We start from the raw sequence: 20635 nt of genomic DNA, 5'->3' as shown, positions 1-20635 counted from the left end.
GATGGCGCACACCCCATCACACGTACAGGAAGAGGAAGGTCATGGCGCAGGTCGAGGCCACCACGGAGCGGACCATCGCGGCGGACGCGGAGACGGTGTTCGACGCGCTCGCCGACTACAGCGGCACCCGCGCGCGGCTGCTGCCCGAGCAGTTCAGCGAGTACGAGGTGCGCGAGGGCGGCGACGGCGAGGGCACCCTCGTGCACTGGAAGCTCCAGGCCACCAGCAAGCGCGTCCGTGACTGCCTGCTGGAGGTCAGCGAGCCGACCGACGGCGAACTCGTCGAGAAGGACCGCAACTCCTCCATGGTCACCACCTGGCGGGTCACCCCGGCCGGCGAGGGCAGGTCCCGGGTCGTCGTGACCACGACCTGGAAGGGTGCCGGCGGCATCGGCGGCTTCTTCGAGAAGACCTTCGCGCCCAAGGGCCTCGCCCGGATCTACGACGCGATCCTCGCGAAGCTCGCCGCCGACGTGGAGAAGTGACGGGGCGTACGGCATCGGGCGCGAGCGGCGGGAGCCCGTTCGCACCGCCATGACTCCCTGTGCGCTCCGGGGGCTCGGAACTGGTGTTCCGCTCCCCGGGGCGCGCGCCGTCAGTCGACGGGCTGATTCTCGCGCTCACCGTTTCGAGTGGTTTTCCCCGGGGCGCGGTGGTGCGCCGTAGCGCTCCGACCGGCGCATACCTTCCGCGGCCCGTTTCACGGGCGACTCGTCGCGCTTGATCCTTGTTGTCGCGCAATGCGAGAAATGGGCGGCGCGGACGCGACGAGGGGAGCGCCAGGTGGGCGGGACGACTGCGGTGGACGTGGACGACGAGCGGGCCGTGCTGTCCGTGGTCCCGGACGCGCACAGGGAGCCGGTCGGCGTCGAGCCGCCCGAACCGCCCGTGGAGCTCGGCCCCCGCCGGATCCGGCTGGTGTTCGTCGGGCTCATGCTCGCACTGCTGCTCGCCGCCCTCGACCAGATGATCGTGGCCACCGCGCTCCCCAAGGTCGTCGGCGAGCTGCACGGCCTGGACCGGATGTCCTGGGCGATCACCGCCTACCTGCTGACCTCCACCGTCGGCCTTCCGGTCTACGGCAAGTGCGGTGACCTCTTCGGCCGCAAGGGCGTCTTCCAGTTCGCGATCGGCGTCTTCGTCGTCGGCTCGGCGCTCGCAGGCCGGGCGTCGACCATGGACCAGCTGATCGCCTTCCGCGCGATCCAGGGCATCGGCGCCGGCGGCCTCATGATCGGTGTGCAGGCGATCATCGCGGACATCGTCCCGCCCCGCGAACGCGGCCGCTACATGGGCATCATCGGCGCCGCCTTCGGTCTCGCCTCCGTCGCCGGGCCCCTGCTGGGCGGCTACTTCACGGACCATCTCTCGTGGCGCTGGTGCTTCTACGTCAACGTGCCCTTCGGCCTGGTCACCTTCGCCGTCGTCACGGCCGTGCTGAAACTGCCGAGACCCACCGTCAAGGCCCGCCTCGACGTCCTCGGCACCCTGCTGCTGGCCGCGACGTCGACCTGCCTGGTGCTGCTGACCAGTTGGGGCGGCACCGAGTACGCCTGGGGCTCGCGGGTCATCCTGGGCCTCGGCGCGGGTGCGGCCCTCGGGTGCGTCCTCTTCCTGGTCGTCGAGCGGTTCGCCGTCGAACCCCTCATCCCGCTGCGGCTGCTGAGGGACCCCGTCTTCAACGTCACCGCCCTCGTGGGTCTCGTCATCGGCGTCGCCCTGTTCGGCGCCGCCAGCTACCTGCCCACCTTCCTGCAGATGGTCGACGGGGCGAGCGCCACCGAGTCCGGGCTGCTGATGCTGCCGATGATGGCCGGAATCGTCGGCGCCTCGATCATCAGCGGCCAGCTCATCAGCCACACCGGCCGCTACAAAGCCTTCCCGCTCCTCGGCAGCGTCCTCGCCGCGATCGGCATGTGGCTGCTGTCCAGGCTCGACGTGGACACGCCCCGGCTGGAGTACAGCGTCTGGATGGCCGTCCTCGGCGCAGGTATCGGCTTGGTGATGCCGGTGCTGATCCTCGCCGTGCAGAACTCCGTCCGCCCGGCCGACCTCGGCACCGCGACCAGCGCCAACAACTACTTCCGGCAGATCGGCGGCAGCGTCGGCGCCGCCGTCTTCGGGACCCTGTTCGCCCACCGGCTCTCGGACGCCCTGCGCGAACGCCTCCCGGCGAGCGCGGGCGCCCGTCTGCCCGACCCCGAGTCCATCACGCCGCAACTCGTCCACGCACTGCCGCCGACGCTGCGGAACGTGTACATCGAGGCGTACGCCGAGGCCATGCCGCGGATCTTTCTCTACCTCGTCCCGGTCATCGTCCTCGGCCTGCTCATCGCCTTCTTCCTCAAGGAGAAACCACTGGTGTCCCACAACGCCCCAGCCGACTGCCCGCCCTCCGCCCAGGTCCCGCAGGCGCGCGCGCCGTACGCCGCCGGCGTGCCCGTGTGCGGCACGGTCCAGCACCCCGACGGCACCGTCGTCCCCCGCGCGGCGCTCACCCTCATCGACGTCGCGGGCGTGCAGATCGGGCGGGGCGCGAGCGGCGAGGACGGGCGGTACGCGCTGTCCACACCCGGCTCCGGGTCCTACGTCCTCATCGCCGCGGCCGGCGGCCACCAGCCGCAGGCCGTCTCGGTGACCGTCGGGGAGCGGCCGGTCGAACTGGACGTCGTGCTCGGCGGCGCGGGCCGGCTGGCGGGCAGCGTGGTCACGGCCGACGGCACCCCGGTGCGCGACGCCGCCGTCACGCTCACCAACGTGCACGGAGAGGTGGTCGCGACCACCCGCAGCGGGCGCGAGGGAAGCTACGTCATCACCGAGTTGGTGGCCGGTGAGTACACCCTCGCCGCCAGCGCCCCCGCATTCCGCCCGGCCGCGCTCCCCGTCACCGTGCAAGCCTCGCGCGAGACCCGACAGGACGTCGAACTCGCGGGCGGCGCGGTGCTGCGGGGCACTGTCCGTGCGGGGGACGGACGGCCGGTCGAGGACGCGCGGGTGACACTGCTGGACGCCGCGGGCAACGTCGTCGACACGCTGACCACCGGGGCCGACGGGACCTATCGATTCGTCGATCTGTCGTCGGGGGAGTACACGGTGATCGCGGCCGGGTACCCGCCGGTGGCCACGGTGTTGCAGGTCGCCGGGGGCGGTCGGACCGAGCGAGACCTGCAGTTGGGGCATGAGGACTGAGGGGCCGGCGGCTCACAGGTCTGTCGGCCGCGGGCTGTTCGTGGCTGGTCGCGCCGGCGCGGCGGAGCGCAGAATGCCACCGCTCCGCGCCCCTTCAGGCGCGCCTCCGCGCCCCCATGGGACCAATTCGCGTAATGCTGCACATCCCAACCAGTCGGGGCCCTACCGTGTTGGTGGCGGCACAGATCTTGCAAGCGCGGAGAAAGGGCCTGGGCCATGGACCATGGCACCGAGACGGGCGCCTCGGCCGGGCACGGCGCGGTGGAGTACGCCACGGCCGGCCGTATCCCGCTGGCCGTGATCGTGGTGGACCGCGAGGGGCTGGTCTCGCACTGGAGCCGGGGTGCGCGAAGGTTGTTCGGCATCCCCAGGGAGGACGCGCTCGGCCGGCCCGCCGTCGATCTGCTGCCCGTCTCCGGCGCCCTGCCCGGAGGCGAGGACACCGGGCCCTACGGGGCCTACGTGGCGTACGACGGACTCGGCCCCGGCCTGGAGTCCTCGCTCGACGGGCGGCTGTCGTACCCGGCCGCGGGGCGCGCCCGGCTCTCCGTGCCCGACACCGAGCGCGTGGACGTGCTGTGGTGGGCGTACCCCCTGGTGGGTCCGGGCCCGGAACGGCTGCTGGTGCTGGCCGCAGACGCGGGCGCGCTGCATCACCAGGACGACGGCATGGCGGTCGAGCGCATCGCGCCCGGTTTCGCCCTGCACACCGACTTCCCCGGCGCGGAGGAACTCGCCCGCAGGCTGCCGGAGATCCTGCCCAGCATGAGCGTGGGCGACAGCGCCCGCATCGTCTCGCAGGTCCTCGAACTGGGCTATCCGATCCTGGAGTTCAGCCAGAACGACCGGGTGCCCGTAACCCCTGACTGGGGCGTGCCCCGGCGCGCGGAGCGCAGGGCGCGCCGGGAGCGGGCGGCGCGCGCCGTGGCGGCCGGGCGGCCGGTGCCGCAGGACGTTCAGGACGAGGGCGAGGACCTCGAGTACGCCGCGGTGCGCGAGCGGCTGGAGTTCCTCAACGAGGTCAGCGGCAAGATCGGCACCTCCCTCGACCTGGCGCAGACCATCATCGAGGTCAGCAAGGCCGTGGTGCCCCGGTTCACGGACGTGGCCTGCACGTATCTGCGCGAACAGGTCGTCGCCGGCGAGGGGTTCCCCGACGGCGTGCCCGACACCACCACCATGTGGCACCGGGTCGCCCTCGAACACACCGACGAGCCGGGCCGCTGGGAAGACGTCGTGCCGGTCGGCGAGGCCATGCCGTTCCCGGCTCAGACGCCCTTCTTCCAGTGCATGACCACCGGAGAGCCCGTCGTCATCCCGCGCATCAGCGAGGAGATGGGGCACGCCATCGCCTCCCAGTTCGACAAGCGTGACATCCGGCCCCTCATCACTCACCGTTCCATGCTGATCGTGCCCCTGAAAGCACGCCAGGTGGTCCTCGGTTTCATGGCGCTGATGCGCCATCCGGAGCGTCCCGAGTTCAACGACATGGACCGTGTCACGGGTGCCGAACTCGCCGCCCGTGCGGCCCTCGTGCTGGACAACGCGCGCATGTACACGTACCAGGAGAACGTCGCGGAGACCCTCCAGGACAGCATGCTGCCGCACATCGCACCGCGCATGACGGGCTGCGACATCGCCACCCGCTACCTGCCGGGCACCCTGCTCGGACGCGTCGGCGGCGACTGGTTCGACTCCGTGAAACTGCCCGGCGCCCGCACCGCCCTCGTCGTCGGCGACGTCATGGGCCACGGGCTCAACTCCGCAGCCATGATGGGCCAGTTGCGTACGGCCGTGCAGACCATGGCCGCGCTCGACCTGCCGCCCGCCCAACTGCTGCGCAACCTCGACGACCTCGCCCAGCGGCTCGGCGACACCTACCTCGCGACCTGCCTGTACGCCGTCTACGACCCGATCGCAAGCGAACTGCACCTGGCCAACGCCGGCCACATCCCACCGGTGATCGTCCGCGCGGAGGACGGGCGCAGTGAACTGCTCGACCTGCCCACGGGTGCGCCGATCGGCGTCGGCGGGGTGCCGTTCGAGTCGGTACGGGTGCCGGTGTCGCCCGGCGACCGGCTGGTGATGTGCACCGACGGACTGGTCGAGGTGCGCGGCGAGGACATCGGTGTCGGGCTCGCCACGCTGTGCGAGTCCGCCGCGCACCCGGCGGCCTCCATGGACGACGCCTGCGACACGATCATCCGTGCCCTCAACACGTGCGGCGGCCGCAAGGACGACGTGGCGCTGCTCATGGCCCGGCTGGCCGGCATCGGACCCGAGGACGTCGCCGTATGGCGGTTCTCCCTGGACCCCGTCGAGGTGGGCCGGGCCCGCGCGGTGGTCCGTGAACAGCTCCACGAGTGGGGGCTCGACGCGCTCGCCCACAACGCCGAGTCGATGGTCAGCGAACTGGTCACCAACGCCGTACGGCACTCCCACGGCCGCCCCGTCGAACTGCGGCTCGTGCGCGGCGACACCCTGCTGTGCGAGGTGGACGACGACGACCACACCCTGCCCACGCTGCTCAGCGCCGGACCCGGTGACGAGTCCGGTCGCGGCCTGCGCGTGGTGAGCACGCTGGCCCGCGAGTGGGGGACCAGCCGGACGAGCGCGGGAAAGACGGTCTGGTTCGAACTGACGCTGCCGCGCGCTGCGCGACGCTGACCGGCCGCCGCGGTCCGCAAGCCATGTGTCAGGACGATGGCCCGCTCGTCGTCCCCCTCACCTCCAGCGCCGGTGTCGTCAGGACGAGTTCCGCCGGGCGGGCAGGGTCGGCGATGCGCTCCAGGAGGCGCCCGGCGGCGCGGCGGCCCACGTCGTGGCTGCCGTTGTCCACCGTGGTGAGCCACAGGTGCCGCAGGCGCGAGAGGTACGTGTTGTCGTAGCCGACGAGGGACAGGTCGCGTGGCACCCGCAGCCCCAGCTCCTCCGCCGCCGAGAGGGCGCCGACACAGGCGATGTCGTTGAATGCGAAGACGGCCGTGGGCCGTGGGCGGGCGCTGAGCAGGCGGACCGCGGCCCGGTAGCCGCCCTCCTCCGTGAGGTCGCCCTGTTCCACGATGGCCGAGTCCTCGAGGCCGTGCTCCCGCATCACGGTCTCGAAACTGCGTCGGCGCAGTGCGCCGACCACTCCCTGCCCGGCGATGTGGGCGATGCGACGGTGGCCGAGACCGATGAGGTGCTCGGTGGCGAGGCGGGCGCCGTGCTCGTCGTCGTTCGCGACGATGTCGACGGCGGGCAGTTCCGGCTCGCGGGCCCCGGCGACGACGGTGGGGACCCGGGCGGCGGCCTGGCGCAGTGCCTCGGAGGGCGGCAGGGTGCCGACGGCGATCAGTCCGTCGACCCGCAGGTCCGTGAAGGTGCGGGTCAGGTCCTCGCCGAGGCGCCGGTTGAGGTGGCCGTCGGCCAGCAGCATGCGCAGACCGGCGTCGTGCAGCCGGGAGTTCAAGCCGTCGAGAAGCTCCACGAACCAGGGGTTGCGCATGTCGTTGAGCAGGACGCCGACCGTGCGGGTGCGGCGCTCGCTGAGGCTGCGTGCGGCGGCGTTGGGCCGGTACCCCAGCTCCTCGACGGCGGCCAGCACCGCCCGCCGCTTCTCCGGGCGCACCTGGTCGGAACCGCGCAGCACCAGGGAGACCAGCGACTTCGACACTCCGGCCCGTTCGGCCACATCGCGGATCGTCGGCGGTCTCATGTCTGGACCGTTCCATACGGTGGACGCGCTTGTCAAAGGGATTGACAAGTGGGGTCCTGCCCTCCAGTGTGGGCCGCGCACGTTCTGGAACGGTCCAAAGAGGGGCAGTCATGGTGAGTACGCTCGGCGTCGCCGTCGTGGGATTCGGCTGGATGGGGCGGGTGCACACCCAGGCGTACGTCCGCCTGCCGCACCACTTCCCGCAGCTGCCCCTGCGCCCCGAACTGGTCGCCGTCGCCGACGAAGTTCCAGGCCGGGCGGAGGAGGCCGCCGCTCAGTACGGCTTCGCCGCCGCGGTCCGCGACTGGCGTGAGATCGCCGCCGATCCACGGGTGCGGGCGGTGAGCATCGCCGCCCCGAACTTCCTGCACCGCGAGATCGGCGTCGCCATGGCCGAGGCGGGCAAGCACATCTGGATCGAGAAGCCGGTCGGCCTGACCGCCGAGGACGCCCGCGCGGTCGCGGGCGCCGTCGCCAAGGCCGGTGTGCAGGGCACGGTCGGCTTCAACTACCGGGGCGCGCCCGCTGTCGCCACCGCCCGCGAACTGATCGCCTCCGGTGAGATCGGCACCGTGACCCACGTCCGCATCCGCCTCTTCAGCGACTACGCCGCCCACCCCGAGGGCGCCCTCACCTGGCGGTACGAGCGGGAGCGCGGTGGCAGCGGAGTCCTCGGCGACCTCGCCTCGCACGGCGTGGACCTGGCGCGCTTCCTGCTCGGCGAGATCGAGTCACTGGCCGCCGACACGGCCGTCTTCATCCCCGAACGCGCCCGCCCCACCGGAGCCACCGCCGGCCACACCCGAGCGACCGGCGGCGAGCCGGGCCCCGTGGAGAACGAGGACTACGTGGGCTGCCTGCTGCGCTTCGCCTCCGGCGCCCGCGGCGTCCTGGAGGCGAGCCGGGTCTCGGTCGGGGAACAGAACAACTACGGCTTCGAGGTCCACGGCACCAAGGGCGCCCTCTTCTGGGACTTCCGCCGCATGGGCGAACTCGGCGTCAGCCGCGGTACGGCCTACCAGGACCAGCCCGTCAGCACCCTCTACGTCGGCCCCGGGCACGGCGAGTACGGCGCCTTCCAGCCCGGCTCGGCCAACGGCATGGGCTACGACGACCTCAAGGTCATCGAGGCGTACCACTTCCTGCGCTCCGTCGCGGAAGGCACCGCCCACGGCCCGACCCTCGAGGACGCCGTGCACAGCGCCGCCGCCCTGGACGCCATGAGCCGCTCGGCCGAGCGGCGCGGCTGGGTGGACCTGGCGTGAGCCCGGCCGGTCAGGGCCGCACCAGCAGCTGGAAGTCGAAGGAGTAGCGCGAGGCGCGGTAGATGTGGGTGCCGTACTCGACGGCGCGGCCGGTGTCGTCGTACGCCGTGCGCTGCATGGTCAGCAGGGCCGCGCCCTCCGGTTCGCCCAGCCGCTCGGCCTCCTCGGCGGTGGCGCAGCGGGCGCCGACGGTCTGCCGGGCGCTGTGCAGGGTGATGCCGACGCCCCGCAGCATCCGGTACAGGCCCGTGGCCTGGAGCCGTTCGGTGTCGAGGTCCAGCAGGCCCGCCGGCACGTAGTTGGACAGGAACGCCATCGGCTCCCCGTGGGCGAGTCGCAGGCGCTCCAGGTGGTGCACCTCGCCGCCCTCGGCGATCCCCAGCGCGGCCGCGACCTCGGCGGATGCCCGCACCACCTCGTTGCGCAGCACCTGGGTCGCCGGCTTCTGTCCCGCGGACTCCAGGTCGTCGTAGAGGCTGCTCAGCTCCAGGGGGCGCTTGACCTGGCTGTGCACCACCTGTGTGCCCACGCCCCGGCGGCGGACCAGCAGGCCCTTGTCGACCAGCGACTGGATGGCCTGGCGCACCGTGGGCCGGGACAGGCCGAGCCGCCCGGCGAGCTCGATCTCGTTGCCCAGCAGGCTGCCCGGGCCCAGCACCCCGTGCTCGATCGCCGCCTCCAGCTGTTGCGCCAGCTGGTAGTAGAGCGGGACCGGGCTGCTGCGGTCCAGGGCGAAATCGAGGGCGTCGGGCGTGGAAGGGGTCACAGGGGGAGAATATGCGGCCGACTGGTTGACCGGAACACTTGTCATCATCTTGTCCTGACAATCAGGGAGAGCGCGGCCGGTGCGGGAGGCCACACGCCCGCTCCCGCACCGGCCGCCGCTCTCATCAGGAGTTGCTGGGGAACCCGAGGTTGATGCCGCCGTCGGCCGGGTCGGGCCAGCGCGTGGTGATCACCTTGCCCTGGGTGTAGAAGGCGACGCCGTCATTGCCGTAGATGTGGAGGTCGCCGAAGAGCGAGTCCTTCCAGCCTCCGAAGGAGTGGTAGCCGACGGGCACCGGGATCGGCACATTGACGCCGACCATGCCCGCCTGCACCTCAAGCTGGAAGCGGCGGGCCGCGCCGCCGTCCCGGGTGAAGATCGCGGTGCCGTTGCCCCAGCGGGAGCTGTTGACCAGCTTGATCGCGTCGTCGTACGTCTCCGCACGCACCACGCACAGGACGGGGCCGAAGATCTCGTCCTTGTACGCGTCCGCCGTCGCCGGCACCTTGTCGAGCAGCGAGACACCGATGAAGAAGCCGTTCTCGTGGCCCTCGACCGAGTAGCCCGTGCCGTCGACCACGACCTCGGCGCCCTGCTCAGCCGCGCTCGTCACATACGACGCCACCTTGTCGCGGTGCTCGCGCGTGATCAGCGGTCCCATCTCCGAGGCCGGGTCGTTGCCGGGGCCGATGCGCAGGTTCTTCGCGCGCTCGGCGATCTTCGCCACCAGCTCGTCACCGGTGTCGCCCACCGCCACGACCACGGACACGGCCATGCAGCGCTCGCCCGCCGAGCCGTACGCCGCGTTGATCGCCTGGTCGGCGGCGAAGTCCAGGTCGGCGTCCGGCAGGACCAGCATGTGGTTCTTGGCGCCGCCGAGGGCCTGCACGCGCTTGTCGTGCTCGACCGCCTTGAGCTGGATGTACTTGGCGATCGGGGTGGAGCCGACGAACGAGACCGCGGCGACGTCCGGGTGCTCCAGGAGCCGGTCGACGGCCACCTTGTCGCCCTGGACGATGTTGAACACGCCGTCCGGCAGGCCCGCCTCGGCGAGCAGCTCGGCGAGGCGGTAGGAGGCCGACGGGTCCTTCTCGCTCGGCTTGAGCACGAAGGTGTTGCCGGTCGCGATGGCGATCGGGAACATCCACATCGGGACCATCGCCGGGAAGTTGAACGGCGTGATGCCGGCGACCACGCCGAGCGGCTGGCGGATCGAGGCGACGTCGACCCGGGTGGAGACCTGGGTGGACAGCTCGCCCTTCAGCTTCTCGGAGATGCCGCAGGCCAGCTCCACGATCTCCATGCCGCGCGCGACCTCGCCGAGCGCGTCGGAGTGGACCTTGCCGTGCTCCGCGGTGATCAACTCGGCGACCTCGTCGCGGTGCGCGTCCAGCAGCTCGCGGAACTTGAAGAGGATCGCCGTGCGCTTGGCGAGCGAGCTCTGTCCCCAGCTCTCGAACGCGGCCTTGGCGGTGGCGACCGCGGCGTCGACCTCATCGACCGTGGCGAACGCGATCTGCTTCTCCTGGGCGCCGGTGGCCGGGTTGTAGACCGGGCCGAAGCGCCCCGAGGTGCCCTCGACGGGCTTGCCGCCGATCCAGTGGGTGATGGTCTTCATGGTGCGGTGTGGGACCTTTCGTTCAGCGGGGAGTCAGAGGTGGCGTCGGCGGTCGGCGGCGTGCCGGTCGTAGCGCTCGCGGGCGGACACGGCGGCCTCGCGGGTGGCGACCTCGGCGACCGGCACGTCCCACCAGGCCTCGGCGGGCGGAGCGGTGGGCGTCGGGTCGGTCTCGACGTACACGCAGGTCGGCCGGTCGGAGGCGCGCGCCGCGGCCAGCGCGTCGCGCAGTTCCCGTACGGTCTTGGCGCGCAGCACGTCCATGCCGAGGCTGGCGGCGTTGGCGGCCAGGTCCACCGGGAGCGGGGCCCCGGTGAAGGTGCCGTCGGCGGCCCGGTAGCGGTAGGCGGTGCCGAACCGCTCGCCGCCGGTCTCCTCCGACAGGCCACCGATGGAGGCGTAGCCGTGGTTCTGGATCAGGACCAGGTTGACCGGCAGGCCCTCCTGGACCGCGGTGACGATCTCCGTCGGCATCATCAGGTAGGTGCCGTCGCCGACGAGCGACCACACCGCCGTGCCGGGCGCGGCCTGCTGGACGCCGATGCCGGCCGGGATCTCGTAGCCCATGCAGGAGTAGCCGTACTCCAGGTGGTACTGGCGCGGCGAGCGGGCCCGCCACAGCTTGTGCAGGTCGCCGGGGAGCGAGCCGGCCGCGTTGATCACCACGTCGTCGTCGCCCACGACCGCATCCAGGGCACCGAGGACCTGGGTCTGGGTCGGCACGGAGCTCTCGTCGTCCGCCCGGTAGGCCGCCTCGACGACCTGCTCCCAGCGCTCCTTGCCCGCCCGGTACTCGGCCTCGTACGCCTCGCTCACCCGGTGGCCTGCCAGGCCCTCGGCGAGCGCGGTGAGGCCCGCCCGGGCGTCCGCGACCAGGGTGAGGGCCGAGAGCTTGTGGGCGTCGAAGGCCGTGATGTTGAGGTTCACGAACCGCACACCGGGGTTCTGGAACAGCGTGTTCGACGCGGTGGTGAAGTCGCTGTAGCGGGTGCCCACGCCGATGACCAGATCGGCGGTGCGGGCGATGTCGTCGCAGACCGCCGTGCCGGTGTGGCCGATCCCGCCCAGGTCGGCGGGGTGGTCGTGGCGCAGTGAGCCCTTGCCGGCCTGGGTGGAGGCGACCGGGATGCCGGTCGCGGCGACCAGCGCCCTGAGGGCTTCCTCGGCCTCGCTGTGGTGGACGCCGCCGCCCGCCACGATCAGCGGGCGCTCGGCTTCACGGATCGCGCGCACCGCCTCCGCCAGCTCCGACGGGTCGGGGGCCGGGCGGCGTACGTGCCACACGCGCTCGGCGAAGAACTCCTCCGGCCAGTCGAAGCCTTCCGCCTGCACGTCCTGCGGCATGGCCAGGGTGACCGCGCCGGTCTCCGCCGGGTCGGCGAGGATCCGCATGGCGTTCAGCGCGGACGGGATCAGCATCTCCGGGCGGGTGATCCGGTCGAAGTAGCGGGAGACCGGGCGCAGCGTGTCGTTGACCGACACATCGGCCTCCACCGGGTGCTCCAGCTGCTGGAGCAGCGGGTCGGCGGCGCGGGTGGCGAAGTAGTCGCCGGGCAGCAGCAGCACCGGCAGGCGGTTGATCGTGGCCAGCGCGGCGCCGGTGACCAGGTTGGTGGCGCCCGGGCCGATGGAGGTGGTGACCGCCTGCGCGGAGAGCCGGTTGAGCTGGCGGGCGTAGCCCACGGCGGCGTGCACCATGGCCTGTTCGTTGCGGCCCTGGTGGAAGGGCATGGTGCCCTCGCCGGCCTCGAGCAGCGCCTGGCCGATGCCGGCGACGTTGCCGTGGCCGAAGATGCCCCAGGTGCCGGCGATCAGGCGGTGACGTACGCCGTCGCGCTCGGTGTACTGCGCGGACAGGAACCGCACCAGCGCCTGGGCGACGGTCAGACGGCGGGTAGTGCTGCTCATCAGGGCTTCTCCGGTGCCGTGTAGAGGGGGAGACGGGGGTCGACCGGCTGGGCCGGCCAGGTGTCGCGGATCCACGCGTGGTCGGGGTGGTCGCAGATCAGCCAGGCGCGGCCGGGGTCGGGGCCCGCCATGACGTTGAGGTAGTACATGTCGTGGCCGGGTACGGCCATGGACGGTCCGTGCCAGCCGTCCGGGATGAGCACGACGTCACCGTCGCGCACCTCCGCCAGCACGTCCGTGCCGGTGCCGTGGCCGGAGGGGGAGACCCGCTGGTAGCCGAGTCCGGGTGTGCCCTCGTGGGCGGCGAACTCGAAGTAGTAGATCTCCTCCAGCTCGGACTCCTCGCCGGGCCGGTGCTCGTCGTGCTTGTGCGGCGGGAAGGACGACCAGTTGCCGCCCGGCGTGATCACCTCGACGGCGATCAGCTTGTCGCACTCGAACACGCCGGCCGCGCCGAAGTTGTTGACCTGGCGGGAGCAGTTGCCGGTGCCGCGCAGCTCGACCGGGACGGAGGAGGCGGGCGCGTAGCGGGCGGGCAGCCGGCGCTCGCAGCGGGCACCGGTGAGCGCGAAGCGGCCGCCGTCGCGGGACGCGATCGAGACCTGGGCGTCGCGCGGCACGTACGCGAAGTCGCTGACACCGCTGAACACGCTCTCGCGGCCGTGCAGTCGAAACGTGTCACCGCCCACGGCGACGGTGCAGGAGCCCGACAGCGGGAGCACGATCCACTCGCTGTCGCCGGTGTCGAAGGAGTGCCAGCCGCCGGACGGCAGTTCGAGCACCTTCAGGCTGGAGTAGCCCCAGCCGGCCGACTCGGGGGTGACGTCGACCGCGTGGGCGCCGCTTGCGGCCCTGCCCGCGGGGAGGTGGTGCGCGGTGGTCATGATGCCCTTCTTCGTGGCGTTCGGGACGTTCATGGCGTCGGGACGTTCATGGCGTCGTGGCGTTCGGGCGGGGGGCTCGGGGCGGTGTCACAGCAGTCCGACCGCGGTGTCCACCGCGGTCTCCACGCTGCCCTCCGCGGGGTACAGCAGGGACCGGCCGACGACCATCCCCTGCACGGTGGGCAGGCGCAGCGCCTTGCGCCACTTCTCGTAGGCGCCCTCCTGGTCCTTGCCGACCTCGCCGCCGAGGAGCACGGCGGGCAGCGTCGAGGCCTCCAGCGCCTCGGCCATGTCGTCGGGGTCGTCGGTGACGGGCAGTTTCAGCCAGGTGTAGGCGGAGGTGCCGCCGAGGCCGGAGGCGATGGCGATGGACCGGGTGACGGCCTCGGCGCTCAGGTCGTTGCGCACCCGGCCGTCGACACGCCGGGATATGAACGGCTCGATGAACAGCGGCAGCCGGCGCGCGGCCATGTCGTCCACGGCTCTGGCCGTGGACTCCAGGGTCTTCAGGGAGCCCGGGTCGTCGTAGTCGATGCGCAGCAACAGCTTGCCCGCGTCGAAGCGGAGCCGTTCGATGTCCTCGGCGCGGTGCCCGGTGAAGCGGTCGTCCATCTCGAAGGACGCGCCCGCGAGGCCGCCGCGGTTCATGGAGCCCATCACGACCTTGTCGTCCAGGACGCCGAGGAGCAGGAGGTCCTCCAGGATGTCCGCGGTGGCCAGCACCCCGTCCACGCCGGGCCGGGACAGCGCGATGCACAGGCGCTCCAGCAGGTCGGCACGGTTGGCCATGGCCAGGTGGCGATCGCCGACGCCGAGGGCGCCACGGGCCGGGTGGTCGGCGGCCACGATCATGAGGCGGCCGCTGTCGCCGATGAGCGGGCGGCGGACACGGCGGGCGGCGGCCTCGGCGATCGCCTCCGGGCGCCGGGCGCGCACCGTGGCGAGGTCGGGGATGCTGATGCTCAAGACAGGCTCCGTTCAGGGGTGGCGGCCGTGGGGCCGCGTGCGAGAGGCCTCGAGGCGGCGGTCAGCCGCGGGCGACGAGGTCGGCGACCTCCGACTCGGTCGGCATCGCGGAGGAGCAGGCGAGGCGGGAGGCGACGAGCGCACCGGCCGCGTTGGCGTACCGCATGGTCTTCTCCAGCGGCCAGGCGGCGAGCAGCCCGTGGCACAGGGAGCCGCCGAAGGCGTCCCCGGCGCCGAGTCCGTTGACGACCTCCACCGGCACGGGCGGCACCTCGGCCGTCGTCCCGTCGCGGTGCACAGCGAGCACGCCCTTGGGGCCCTGTTTGACGACCGCGAGCTCCACACCTGCCTCCAGCAGCGCCTCGGCGCAGGCCCGCGGTTCGCGTACGCCGGTGGCGATCTCGCACTCGTCGAGGTTGCCGACGGCCACGGTGGCGTGGCGCAGCGCTTCGCGGTAGTACGGGCGCGCGGTGTCGGGGTCCTGCCAGAACATGGGGCGCCAGTCCAGGTCGAACACCGTGATGCCGGCCTTGTCGCGGGCCTTGAGGGCGGCGAGCGTGGCCGAGCGGCTGGGCTCCTCGCTGAGGCCGGTTCCGGTGATCCAGAAGATCCGGGCCGAGCGGATGGCGAAGAAGTCCAGCTCGTCGGTGTGGATCTCCAGGTCGGGGGCCTTGGGGCGGCGGTAGAAGTACAGGGGGAAGTCGTCCGGCGGGAAGATCTCGCAGAAGGTGATCGGGGTCGGGTAGGCGTCCACCGGTGTGACGAACCGGTCGTCGACGCCGAACTCCTTCAACTGCTGGTGCAGATAGGTGCCGAAGGGGTCGTTCCCGGTCCGGGTGATCACCGCCGTGTTGCGGCCGAGACGCGCCGCGGCCACCGCGACGTTCGCCGCCGAGCCGCCGAGGAACTTTCCGAAGGTCTCGACCTGGGGGAGCGGCACACCGGTCTGCAGCGGGTAGAGATCGACCCCGATGCGGCCCATGGTGATGAGATCGAAATGTTCGGCGGGCTCAGGCATGTGCGACGCTCCTCATGCGGGGGTGCGGGCGACCGGGCGCCGGGAAGGTGGGCATCCGGCTCCGGGTGCCTCACAGGTGTAGGCCGCGGGAGGAGTCCCTGTCAAGACTTTGTACTTACATTCGGACCTGCTTCTGAAATGATGTCTTAACAAAGTATTGACAGGTGGGTGCGACAGGGGTTTGTATCCCGTGCCAGCGAAACCGCCGGTTCACCGGCAGACGACCCCGGACGTCCGTCCGGGCCCCGGCCAGGGTCCCGAGCGGCGCCGATCCTCCCCTTCCCCCGGTCGCACAGTGAGGTGCAGGTAAAGATGGACCGCACGTTTCACCCTCGCCGCTCCCACAGAGTCGCCCCAGTCCTCGCGCTGGCCGCCGCCTCCGCGCTGCTCGTCGCCGGCTGCTCCAGCAGCTCGGGCGGGAAGAAGGCGGAGGACGCCGGCTCCGACGTCTCCGCCGGCAAGGCCAGCACTCCTCGTATGACGGTAGCGCTGGTGACCCACCAGGCGCCGGGCGACACCTTCTGGGACATCGTCCGCAAGGGAGCCGAGGCTGCGGCGGCCAAGGACAACATCAAGCTCGTCTACTCCAGCGACCCCAACGCGGGCAACCAGGCCAACCTGGTGCAGAACGCGATCGACCAGAAGGTCGACGGCATCGCGGTCACCCTCGCCAAGCCGGACGCGATGAAGGACGTCATCAGCAAGGCCACCCAGGCGAAGATACCCGTGGTCGGCCTGAACTCCGGTGTGAGCGACTGGAAGAAGCTGGGCCTGATGGAGTTCTTCGGGCAGGACGAGACGGTCGCGGGCGAGGCGTTCGGCAAGCGGCTCAACGAGCTGGGCGCCAAGAACACCGTGTGCGTGATCCAGGAGCAGGGGAACGTCGGTCTCACCCAGCGCTGTGACGGGCTCAAGAAGACGTTCACCGGCAAGACGCAGATCCTGTACGTCAACGGCACCGACATGCCGTCCGTGAAGTCGACGATCAGCGCGAAGCTCAAGCAGGACAGCTCCATCGACTACGTGGCCACGCTGGGCGCGCCGTACGCACTGACCGCCGTGCAGTCGGTCTCCGACGCCGGCAGCAAGGCGAAGGTCGCCACGTTCGACTTGAACAAGGACCTGACCAACGCCATCAAGAAGGGCGACATCCAGTTCGCCGTCGACCAGCAGCCCTACCTGCAGGGCTACCTGGCGATCGACTCCCTGTGGCTCTACAAGAACAACGGCAACTACAGCGGCGGCGGTGAGCAGCCGGTGCTGACCGGCCCGGCCTTCGTCGACAAGTCCAACGTCGACACGATCGCGACGTTCGCCGCCAACGGCACGAGGTGATCCCATGACTCAGCAGGCTGTGCCGGCGGTGGCCTCACCGCCGGCCTCCGGCCCCAAGGAACGCGACGGCCGGACCGCGCAGCGCTCCCTCGTGGTGCGACTGCTCGCCCGGCCGGAGGTCGGCGTCTTCCTCGGCGCCGTCGCCGTGTTCGTCTTCTTCTTCGCCATGGCCCCCACCTTCCGCACGGGCAGCGCCATGGCCACCGTCCTCTACCAGTCGTCCACCATCGGGATCATGGCGCTGCCCGTGGCCCTGCTGATGATCGGCGGCGAGTTCGACCTCTCGGCCGGTGTCGCGGTGATCACCTCGGCGCTGACCGCGAGCATGGTCAGCTTCCAGCTCACGATGAACGTCTGGGTCGGCGTGGTCGTCGCCCTCGTGGTCTCGCTCGCGATCGGCGCGTTCAACGGCTGGATGATGGTGCGCACCGGACTGCCCAGCTTCCTGGTCACCCTCGGCACCTTCCTCGGCCTGCAGGGCATCAACCTGGCCGTCACCAAGCTCGTCACCGGCAACGTGGCGACCGACGACATCAGCGACATGGACGGCTTCAACCAGGCCAAGGCGGTCTTCTCGTCGAGCTTCACCGTCGGCGGCGTCCAGTTCAAGATCACCGTCCTGTGGTGGCTGTTCTTCGCGGCCCTGGCGACCTGGGTGCTGCTGCGCACCAAGTACGGCAACTGGATCTTCGCGGTCGGCGGCAACAAGGACAGCGCACGGGCCGTCGGTGTGCCGGTGAAGTTCACCAAGATCTCGCTGTTCATGCTGGTCGGCTTCGGCGCCTGGTTCGTCGGCATGCACCAGCTGTTCGCCTTCAACACCGTCCAGTCCGGCGAGGGCGTCGGCCAGGAGCTGATCTACATCGCGGCGGCGGTCATCGGCGGCTGCCTGCTCACCGGCGGCTACGGTTCGGCGATCGGTCCCGTCTTCGGTGCCTTCATGTTCGGCATGGTCAGCCAGGGCATCGTCTACGCCGGCTGGAACCCTGACTGGTTCAAGGCCTTCCTCGGCGTGATGCTCCTCGGCGCCACGCTCATCAATCTGTGGGTCCAGAAGTCCGCGACCCGGAGGTGACCACCATGACGACCGCTGACCTCGACCAGAACAACGGCACGGCCACCCCGGCGGACCGGGCGCCCATCGTGGAACTGCGCGGTGCCGGCAAGGCGTACGGCAACATCCGGGCCCTGCACGGCGTCGACCTCGCCGTCCACCCCGGCAGGGTCACCTGCGTCCTCGGCGACAACGGCGCCGGCAAGTCCACCCTCATCAAGATCGTCTCCGGGCTTCACCAGCACACCGAGGGCGAGTTCCTCGTCGACGGCGAGCCGGTGAGGTTCACCACCCCGCGTGACGCCCTCGACAAGGGCATCGCCACCGTCTACCAGGACCTCGCGACCGTGCCGCTGATGCCGGTGTGGCGCAACTTCTTCCTCGGCTCCGAGATGACCAAGGGCCCCTGGCCCTTCCGCCGCCTCGACATCGCCCGTATGAAGAAGACCGCGGACGAAGAGCTGCGGAACATGGGCATCGTCCTGGACGACCTCGAGCAGCCCATCGGCACCCTGTCCGGCGGTCAGCGCCAGTGCGTCGCCATCGCCCGCGCCGTCTACTTCGGCGCCCGCGTCCTCATCCTGGACGAGCCCACCGCCGCACTCGGCGTCAAGCAGTCCGGAGTGGTGCTGAAGTACGTCGCAGCCGCCCGCGACCGCGGCCTCGGCGTCATCTTCATCACCCACAACCCGCACCACGCCTACATGGTCGGCGATCACTTCAGCGTGCTGCGCCTGGGCACCCTCGAACTCTCGGCCTCGCGCAGCGAGGTCAGCCTCGAGGAACTCACCAACCACATGGCCGGTGGCGCCGAACTGGCCGCACTCAAGCACGAGCTGGCGCAGGTCAGCGGCGTCGACGTCGAGGGGCTCCCGGAAGCGGAGGACCTCCAGGCACCCGTGGCGGCATCACCCGAAGGGAACTCCTGACATGACCACCGTCCCCTCCCTGGACCGCATCCGGGTGGGCTCCGCCCCGGACTCCTGGGGCGTCTGGTTCCCCGACGACCCGCAGCAGGTGCCCTGGGAACGCTTCCTGGACGAGGTGTCCGAGGCCGGCTACTCCTGGATCGAGCTCGGCCCCTACGGCTACCTGCCCACCGACCCGGCACGGCTCACCGACGAGGTGAACAAGCGGAACCTGAAGGTGTCGGCCGGCACGGTCTTCACCTCCCTGCACCGCGGACCGTCCGTGTGGGAGTCCACCTGGGAGCACGTCAGCCAGGTCGCGGCCCTCACCCAGGCCATGGGCGCGAAGCACCTCGTGGTCATCCCCTCCTTCTGGCGGGACGACAAGACCGCCGAGATCCTCGAGCCCTCCGAGCTCACCGGCGAGCAGTGGGCGCACCTGACCAAGGGCATGGAGCGGCTCGGCCACGAGGTCAAGGAGACCTACGGCCTCGACATCGTCGTCCACCCGCACGCCGACACCCACATCGACACCGAGGAGCACGTCGCGCGCTTCCTCGACTCCACCGACTCCGACCTCGTCAACCTCTGCCTGGACACCGGGCACTACGCCTACTGCGGCGGCGACAGCGTCAAGCTGATCGAGACCTACGGCGAGCGCATCGGCTATCTGCACCTCAAGCAGGTGGACCCGGAGATCCTCGCCGACGTCGTCAGCAACGGGGTGCCGTTCGGGCCCGCGGTGCAGCGCGGTGTGATGTGCGAGCCCCCGGCCGGCGTGCCGGCGCTGGAGCCGGTCCTGGCCGCCGCGCAGGGCCTGGGCGTCGACCTGTTCGCCATCGTCGAGCAGGACATGTACCCCTGCGAGCCGGACAAGCCGCTGCCCATCGCCGTGCGCACCCGCAAGTTCCTCCGCTCCTGCGGCGCCTGACCTTCCGAAGGGACCACCAACCACCATGACTCAGCGTGGAACGCTCGGAGTCGCCGTCATCGGAACCGGGCGGATGGGCGCCGACCACGTCCGCCGCATCGACGAGGTGATCAGCGGGGCTCGGGTGGCCGCCGTCGTCGACGTCGACGCGGAACGGGCCAAGTCCGTCGCCGCGGGCGTCGAGGGCTGCACCGCCTACACCGAACCGGCCGCCGCGATGGCCGCCGCCGACGTCGACGCCGTACTGATCGCCTCGCCCGGCCCCGCACACGAGGCCGCACTGCTCACCGCCTTCGAGCACGACCTGCCGGTGCTGTGCGAGAAGCCCCTCACCCCCGACGCGGCCTCCGCGCTGCGGATCCTGCAGGCCGAGCAGAAGCTGGGTCACCGGCGCGTCCAGGTCGGCTTCATGCGGCGCTACGACGCCGAGTACATCAAGCTGAAGGCGCTGCTGGACAGCGGCCAGCTCGGCCGGCCGCTGATGCTGCACAACCGGCACCGCAACGCGGGCAGCCCGCCCGGCTTCACCGACGCCATGCTCATCAACGACTCCGTCGTGCACGAGATGGACGTCACCCGCTGGCTGCTCGGTCAGGAGATCACGGCGGTGACGGTGCTGCGCCCGGCACCGTCGGGGAACGTCCCCGAGGGCCTGTCGGACCCGCAGTTCGTCGTCTTCGAGACCGACGGCGGCGCGCTCGTCGACGTCGAGATCTTCGTCAACTGCGGCTTCGGCTACCAGGTGCAGGCCGAGGTGGTCTGCGAGTCGGGCACCGCCCGGATCGGCGACGGGCACGCCATGGTCACCAACATGGCGGGCCGCTGGGGCGGCACCATCGCGCCGGACTTCGTGGAGCGCTTCGCCGAGGCCTACGACCGTGAGGTGCAGGCCTGGGTCGACGCCACCCGGCGCGGCGAGGTCACCGGCCCGAGCGTCTGGGACGGCTACGCGGCGGCAGCCGTCTGCGAGGCGGGCGTGCGCGCGCAGGCGGAGGGGCGCCGCACGGAGGTGCAACTGATCGAGCGTCCGGCGCTCTACCGCTGAGCGGCCGGGCGTCGCGGGATCGTCGAGTCGGCGCGTGACCGGTCGGGGGAC

At 71.2% G+C, this 20635-nt stretch carries 16 protein-coding genes; 9 read left to right on the top strand and 7 right to left on the bottom strand.

Annotation, left to right across the window (positions count from 1 at the left end; genetic code table 11):
- Positions 1-41 precede the first annotated feature (41 nt).
- The 3 genes from SY2F82_RS06605 (at position 42) to SY2F82_RS06595 (ending at position 5856) form a co-directional block, all read left to right on the top strand.
- On the top strand, positions 42-485 hold the full coding sequence (locus tag SY2F82_RS06605; RefSeq protein WP_200418015.1) for an SRPBCC family protein: 444 nt from the start codon (positions 42-44) through the stop codon (positions 483-485).
- Between the two features lie 298 nt (positions 486-783).
- Positions 784-3189: an MFS transporter gene (locus tag SY2F82_RS06600; RefSeq protein ID WP_374707131.1), complete on the top strand. Its 2406-nt coding sequence runs from the start codon at positions 784-786 to the stop codon at positions 3187-3189.
- A gap of 216 nt (positions 3190-3405) precedes the next feature.
- Complete coding sequence (locus SY2F82_RS06595; RefSeq protein WP_200418014.1) at positions 3406-5856, top strand: SpoIIE family protein phosphatase; 2451 nt, start codon at positions 3406-3408, stop codon at positions 5854-5856.
- A gap of 28 nt (positions 5857-5884) precedes the next feature.
- Here SY2F82_RS06595 and SY2F82_RS06590 read toward each other — a convergent pair whose 3' ends face one another.
- On the bottom strand, positions 5885-6886 hold the full coding sequence (locus tag SY2F82_RS06590; protein ID WP_200418013.1) for a LacI family DNA-binding transcriptional regulator: 1002 nt from the start codon (positions 6884-6886) through the stop codon (positions 5885-5887).
- Positions 6887-6996: 110 nt separating this feature from the next.
- On the opposite strand from SY2F82_RS06590, the gene SY2F82_RS06585 reads away from it, so the two are divergent.
- The gene (locus tag SY2F82_RS06585) at positions 6997-8151 is read left to right on the top strand and encodes a Gfo/Idh/MocA family protein (protein ID WP_200418012.1); all 1155 of its coding nucleotides are present in this window, start codon (positions 6997-6999) and stop codon (positions 8149-8151) included.
- Between the two features lie 10 nt (positions 8152-8161).
- On the opposite strand, the gene SY2F82_RS06580 is transcribed toward SY2F82_RS06585, so the two are convergent.
- From SY2F82_RS06580 to iolC, 6 genes are all read right to left on the bottom strand, one after another.
- Positions 8162-8962 (bottom strand): GntR family transcriptional regulator, encoded by an 801-nt coding sequence (locus SY2F82_RS06580; protein WP_200418610.1) that lies wholly within the window; start codon positions 8960-8962, stop codon positions 8162-8164.
- Positions 8963-9041: 79 nt separating this feature from the next.
- Positions 9042-10535: a CoA-acylating methylmalonate-semialdehyde dehydrogenase gene (locus SY2F82_RS06575; RefSeq protein ID WP_200418011.1), complete on the bottom strand. Its 1494-nt coding sequence runs from the start codon at positions 10533-10535 to the stop codon at positions 9042-9044.
- 33 nt (positions 10536-10568) lie between these two features.
- Positions 10569-12443: a 3D-(3,5/4)-trihydroxycyclohexane-1,2-dione acylhydrolase (decyclizing) gene (gene iolD / locus SY2F82_RS06570; protein ID WP_200418010.1), complete on the bottom strand. Its 1875-nt coding sequence runs from the start codon at positions 12441-12443 to the stop codon at positions 10569-10571.
- Positions 12443-13327 carry a 5-deoxy-glucuronate isomerase gene (gene iolB, locus SY2F82_RS06565; RefSeq protein WP_200418609.1) on the bottom strand — a complete coding sequence of 295 codons (885 nt, stop codon included), beginning with the start codon at positions 13325-13327 and terminating at the stop codon, positions 12443-12445. Before iolB ends, iolD begins: the two co-directional genes overlap by 1 nt.
- An 87-nt stretch (positions 13328-13414) precedes the next feature.
- Entirely contained in the window at positions 13415-14293 is an 879-nt protein-coding gene (locus SY2F82_RS06560) for a deoxyribose-phosphate aldolase (RefSeq protein ID WP_200418009.1), read from the bottom strand.
- A gap of 61 nt (positions 14294-14354) precedes the next feature.
- A complete protein-coding gene (gene iolC / locus SY2F82_RS06555) occupies positions 14355-15311 on the bottom strand; it encodes a 5-dehydro-2-deoxygluconokinase (RefSeq protein WP_200418008.1) in 957 nt (318 codons plus the stop codon).
- A 312-nt stretch (positions 15312-15623) separates the two neighbouring features.
- On the opposite strand from iolC, the gene SY2F82_RS06550 reads away from it, so the two are divergent.
- From SY2F82_RS06550 to SY2F82_RS06530, 5 genes are read left to right on the top strand one after another with little or no spacing between them, the layout of a single operon-like run.
- Positions 15624-16646, top strand: coding sequence for a sugar ABC transporter substrate-binding protein (locus SY2F82_RS06550; protein ID WP_200418007.1), 1023 nt, complete (start codon positions 15624-15626; stop codon positions 16644-16646).
- 4 nt (positions 16647-16650) lie between these two features.
- A complete protein-coding gene (locus SY2F82_RS06545) occupies positions 16651-17721 on the top strand; it encodes an ABC transporter permease (protein ID WP_200418006.1) in 1071 nt (356 codons plus the stop codon).
- 5 nt (positions 17722-17726) lie between these two features.
- Entirely contained in the window at positions 17727-18629 is a 903-nt protein-coding gene (locus SY2F82_RS06540; RefSeq protein WP_103843369.1) for an ATP-binding cassette domain-containing protein, read from the top strand.
- Between the two features lies 1 nt (position 18630).
- Entirely contained in the window at positions 18631-19539 is a 909-nt protein-coding gene (locus tag SY2F82_RS06535) for a sugar phosphate isomerase/epimerase (protein WP_200418005.1), read from the top strand.
- A 25-nt stretch (positions 19540-19564) separates the two neighbouring features.
- Complete coding sequence (locus SY2F82_RS06530; protein ID WP_200418004.1) at positions 19565-20584, top strand: Gfo/Idh/MocA family protein; 1020 nt, start codon at positions 19565-19567, stop codon at positions 20582-20584.
- Positions 20585-20635: the final 51 nt, after the last annotated feature.

Origin of the sequence: Streptomyces sp. Y2F8-2, from assembly GCF_014905555.1 — a bacterium.
GTDB lineage: Bacteria > Actinomycetota > Actinomycetes > Streptomycetales > Streptomycetaceae > Streptomyces > Streptomyces cynarae.
The sequence above is the reverse complement of the archived record's forward strand: the minus strand, read 5'-3'. Positions and strand labels throughout refer to the sequence as shown.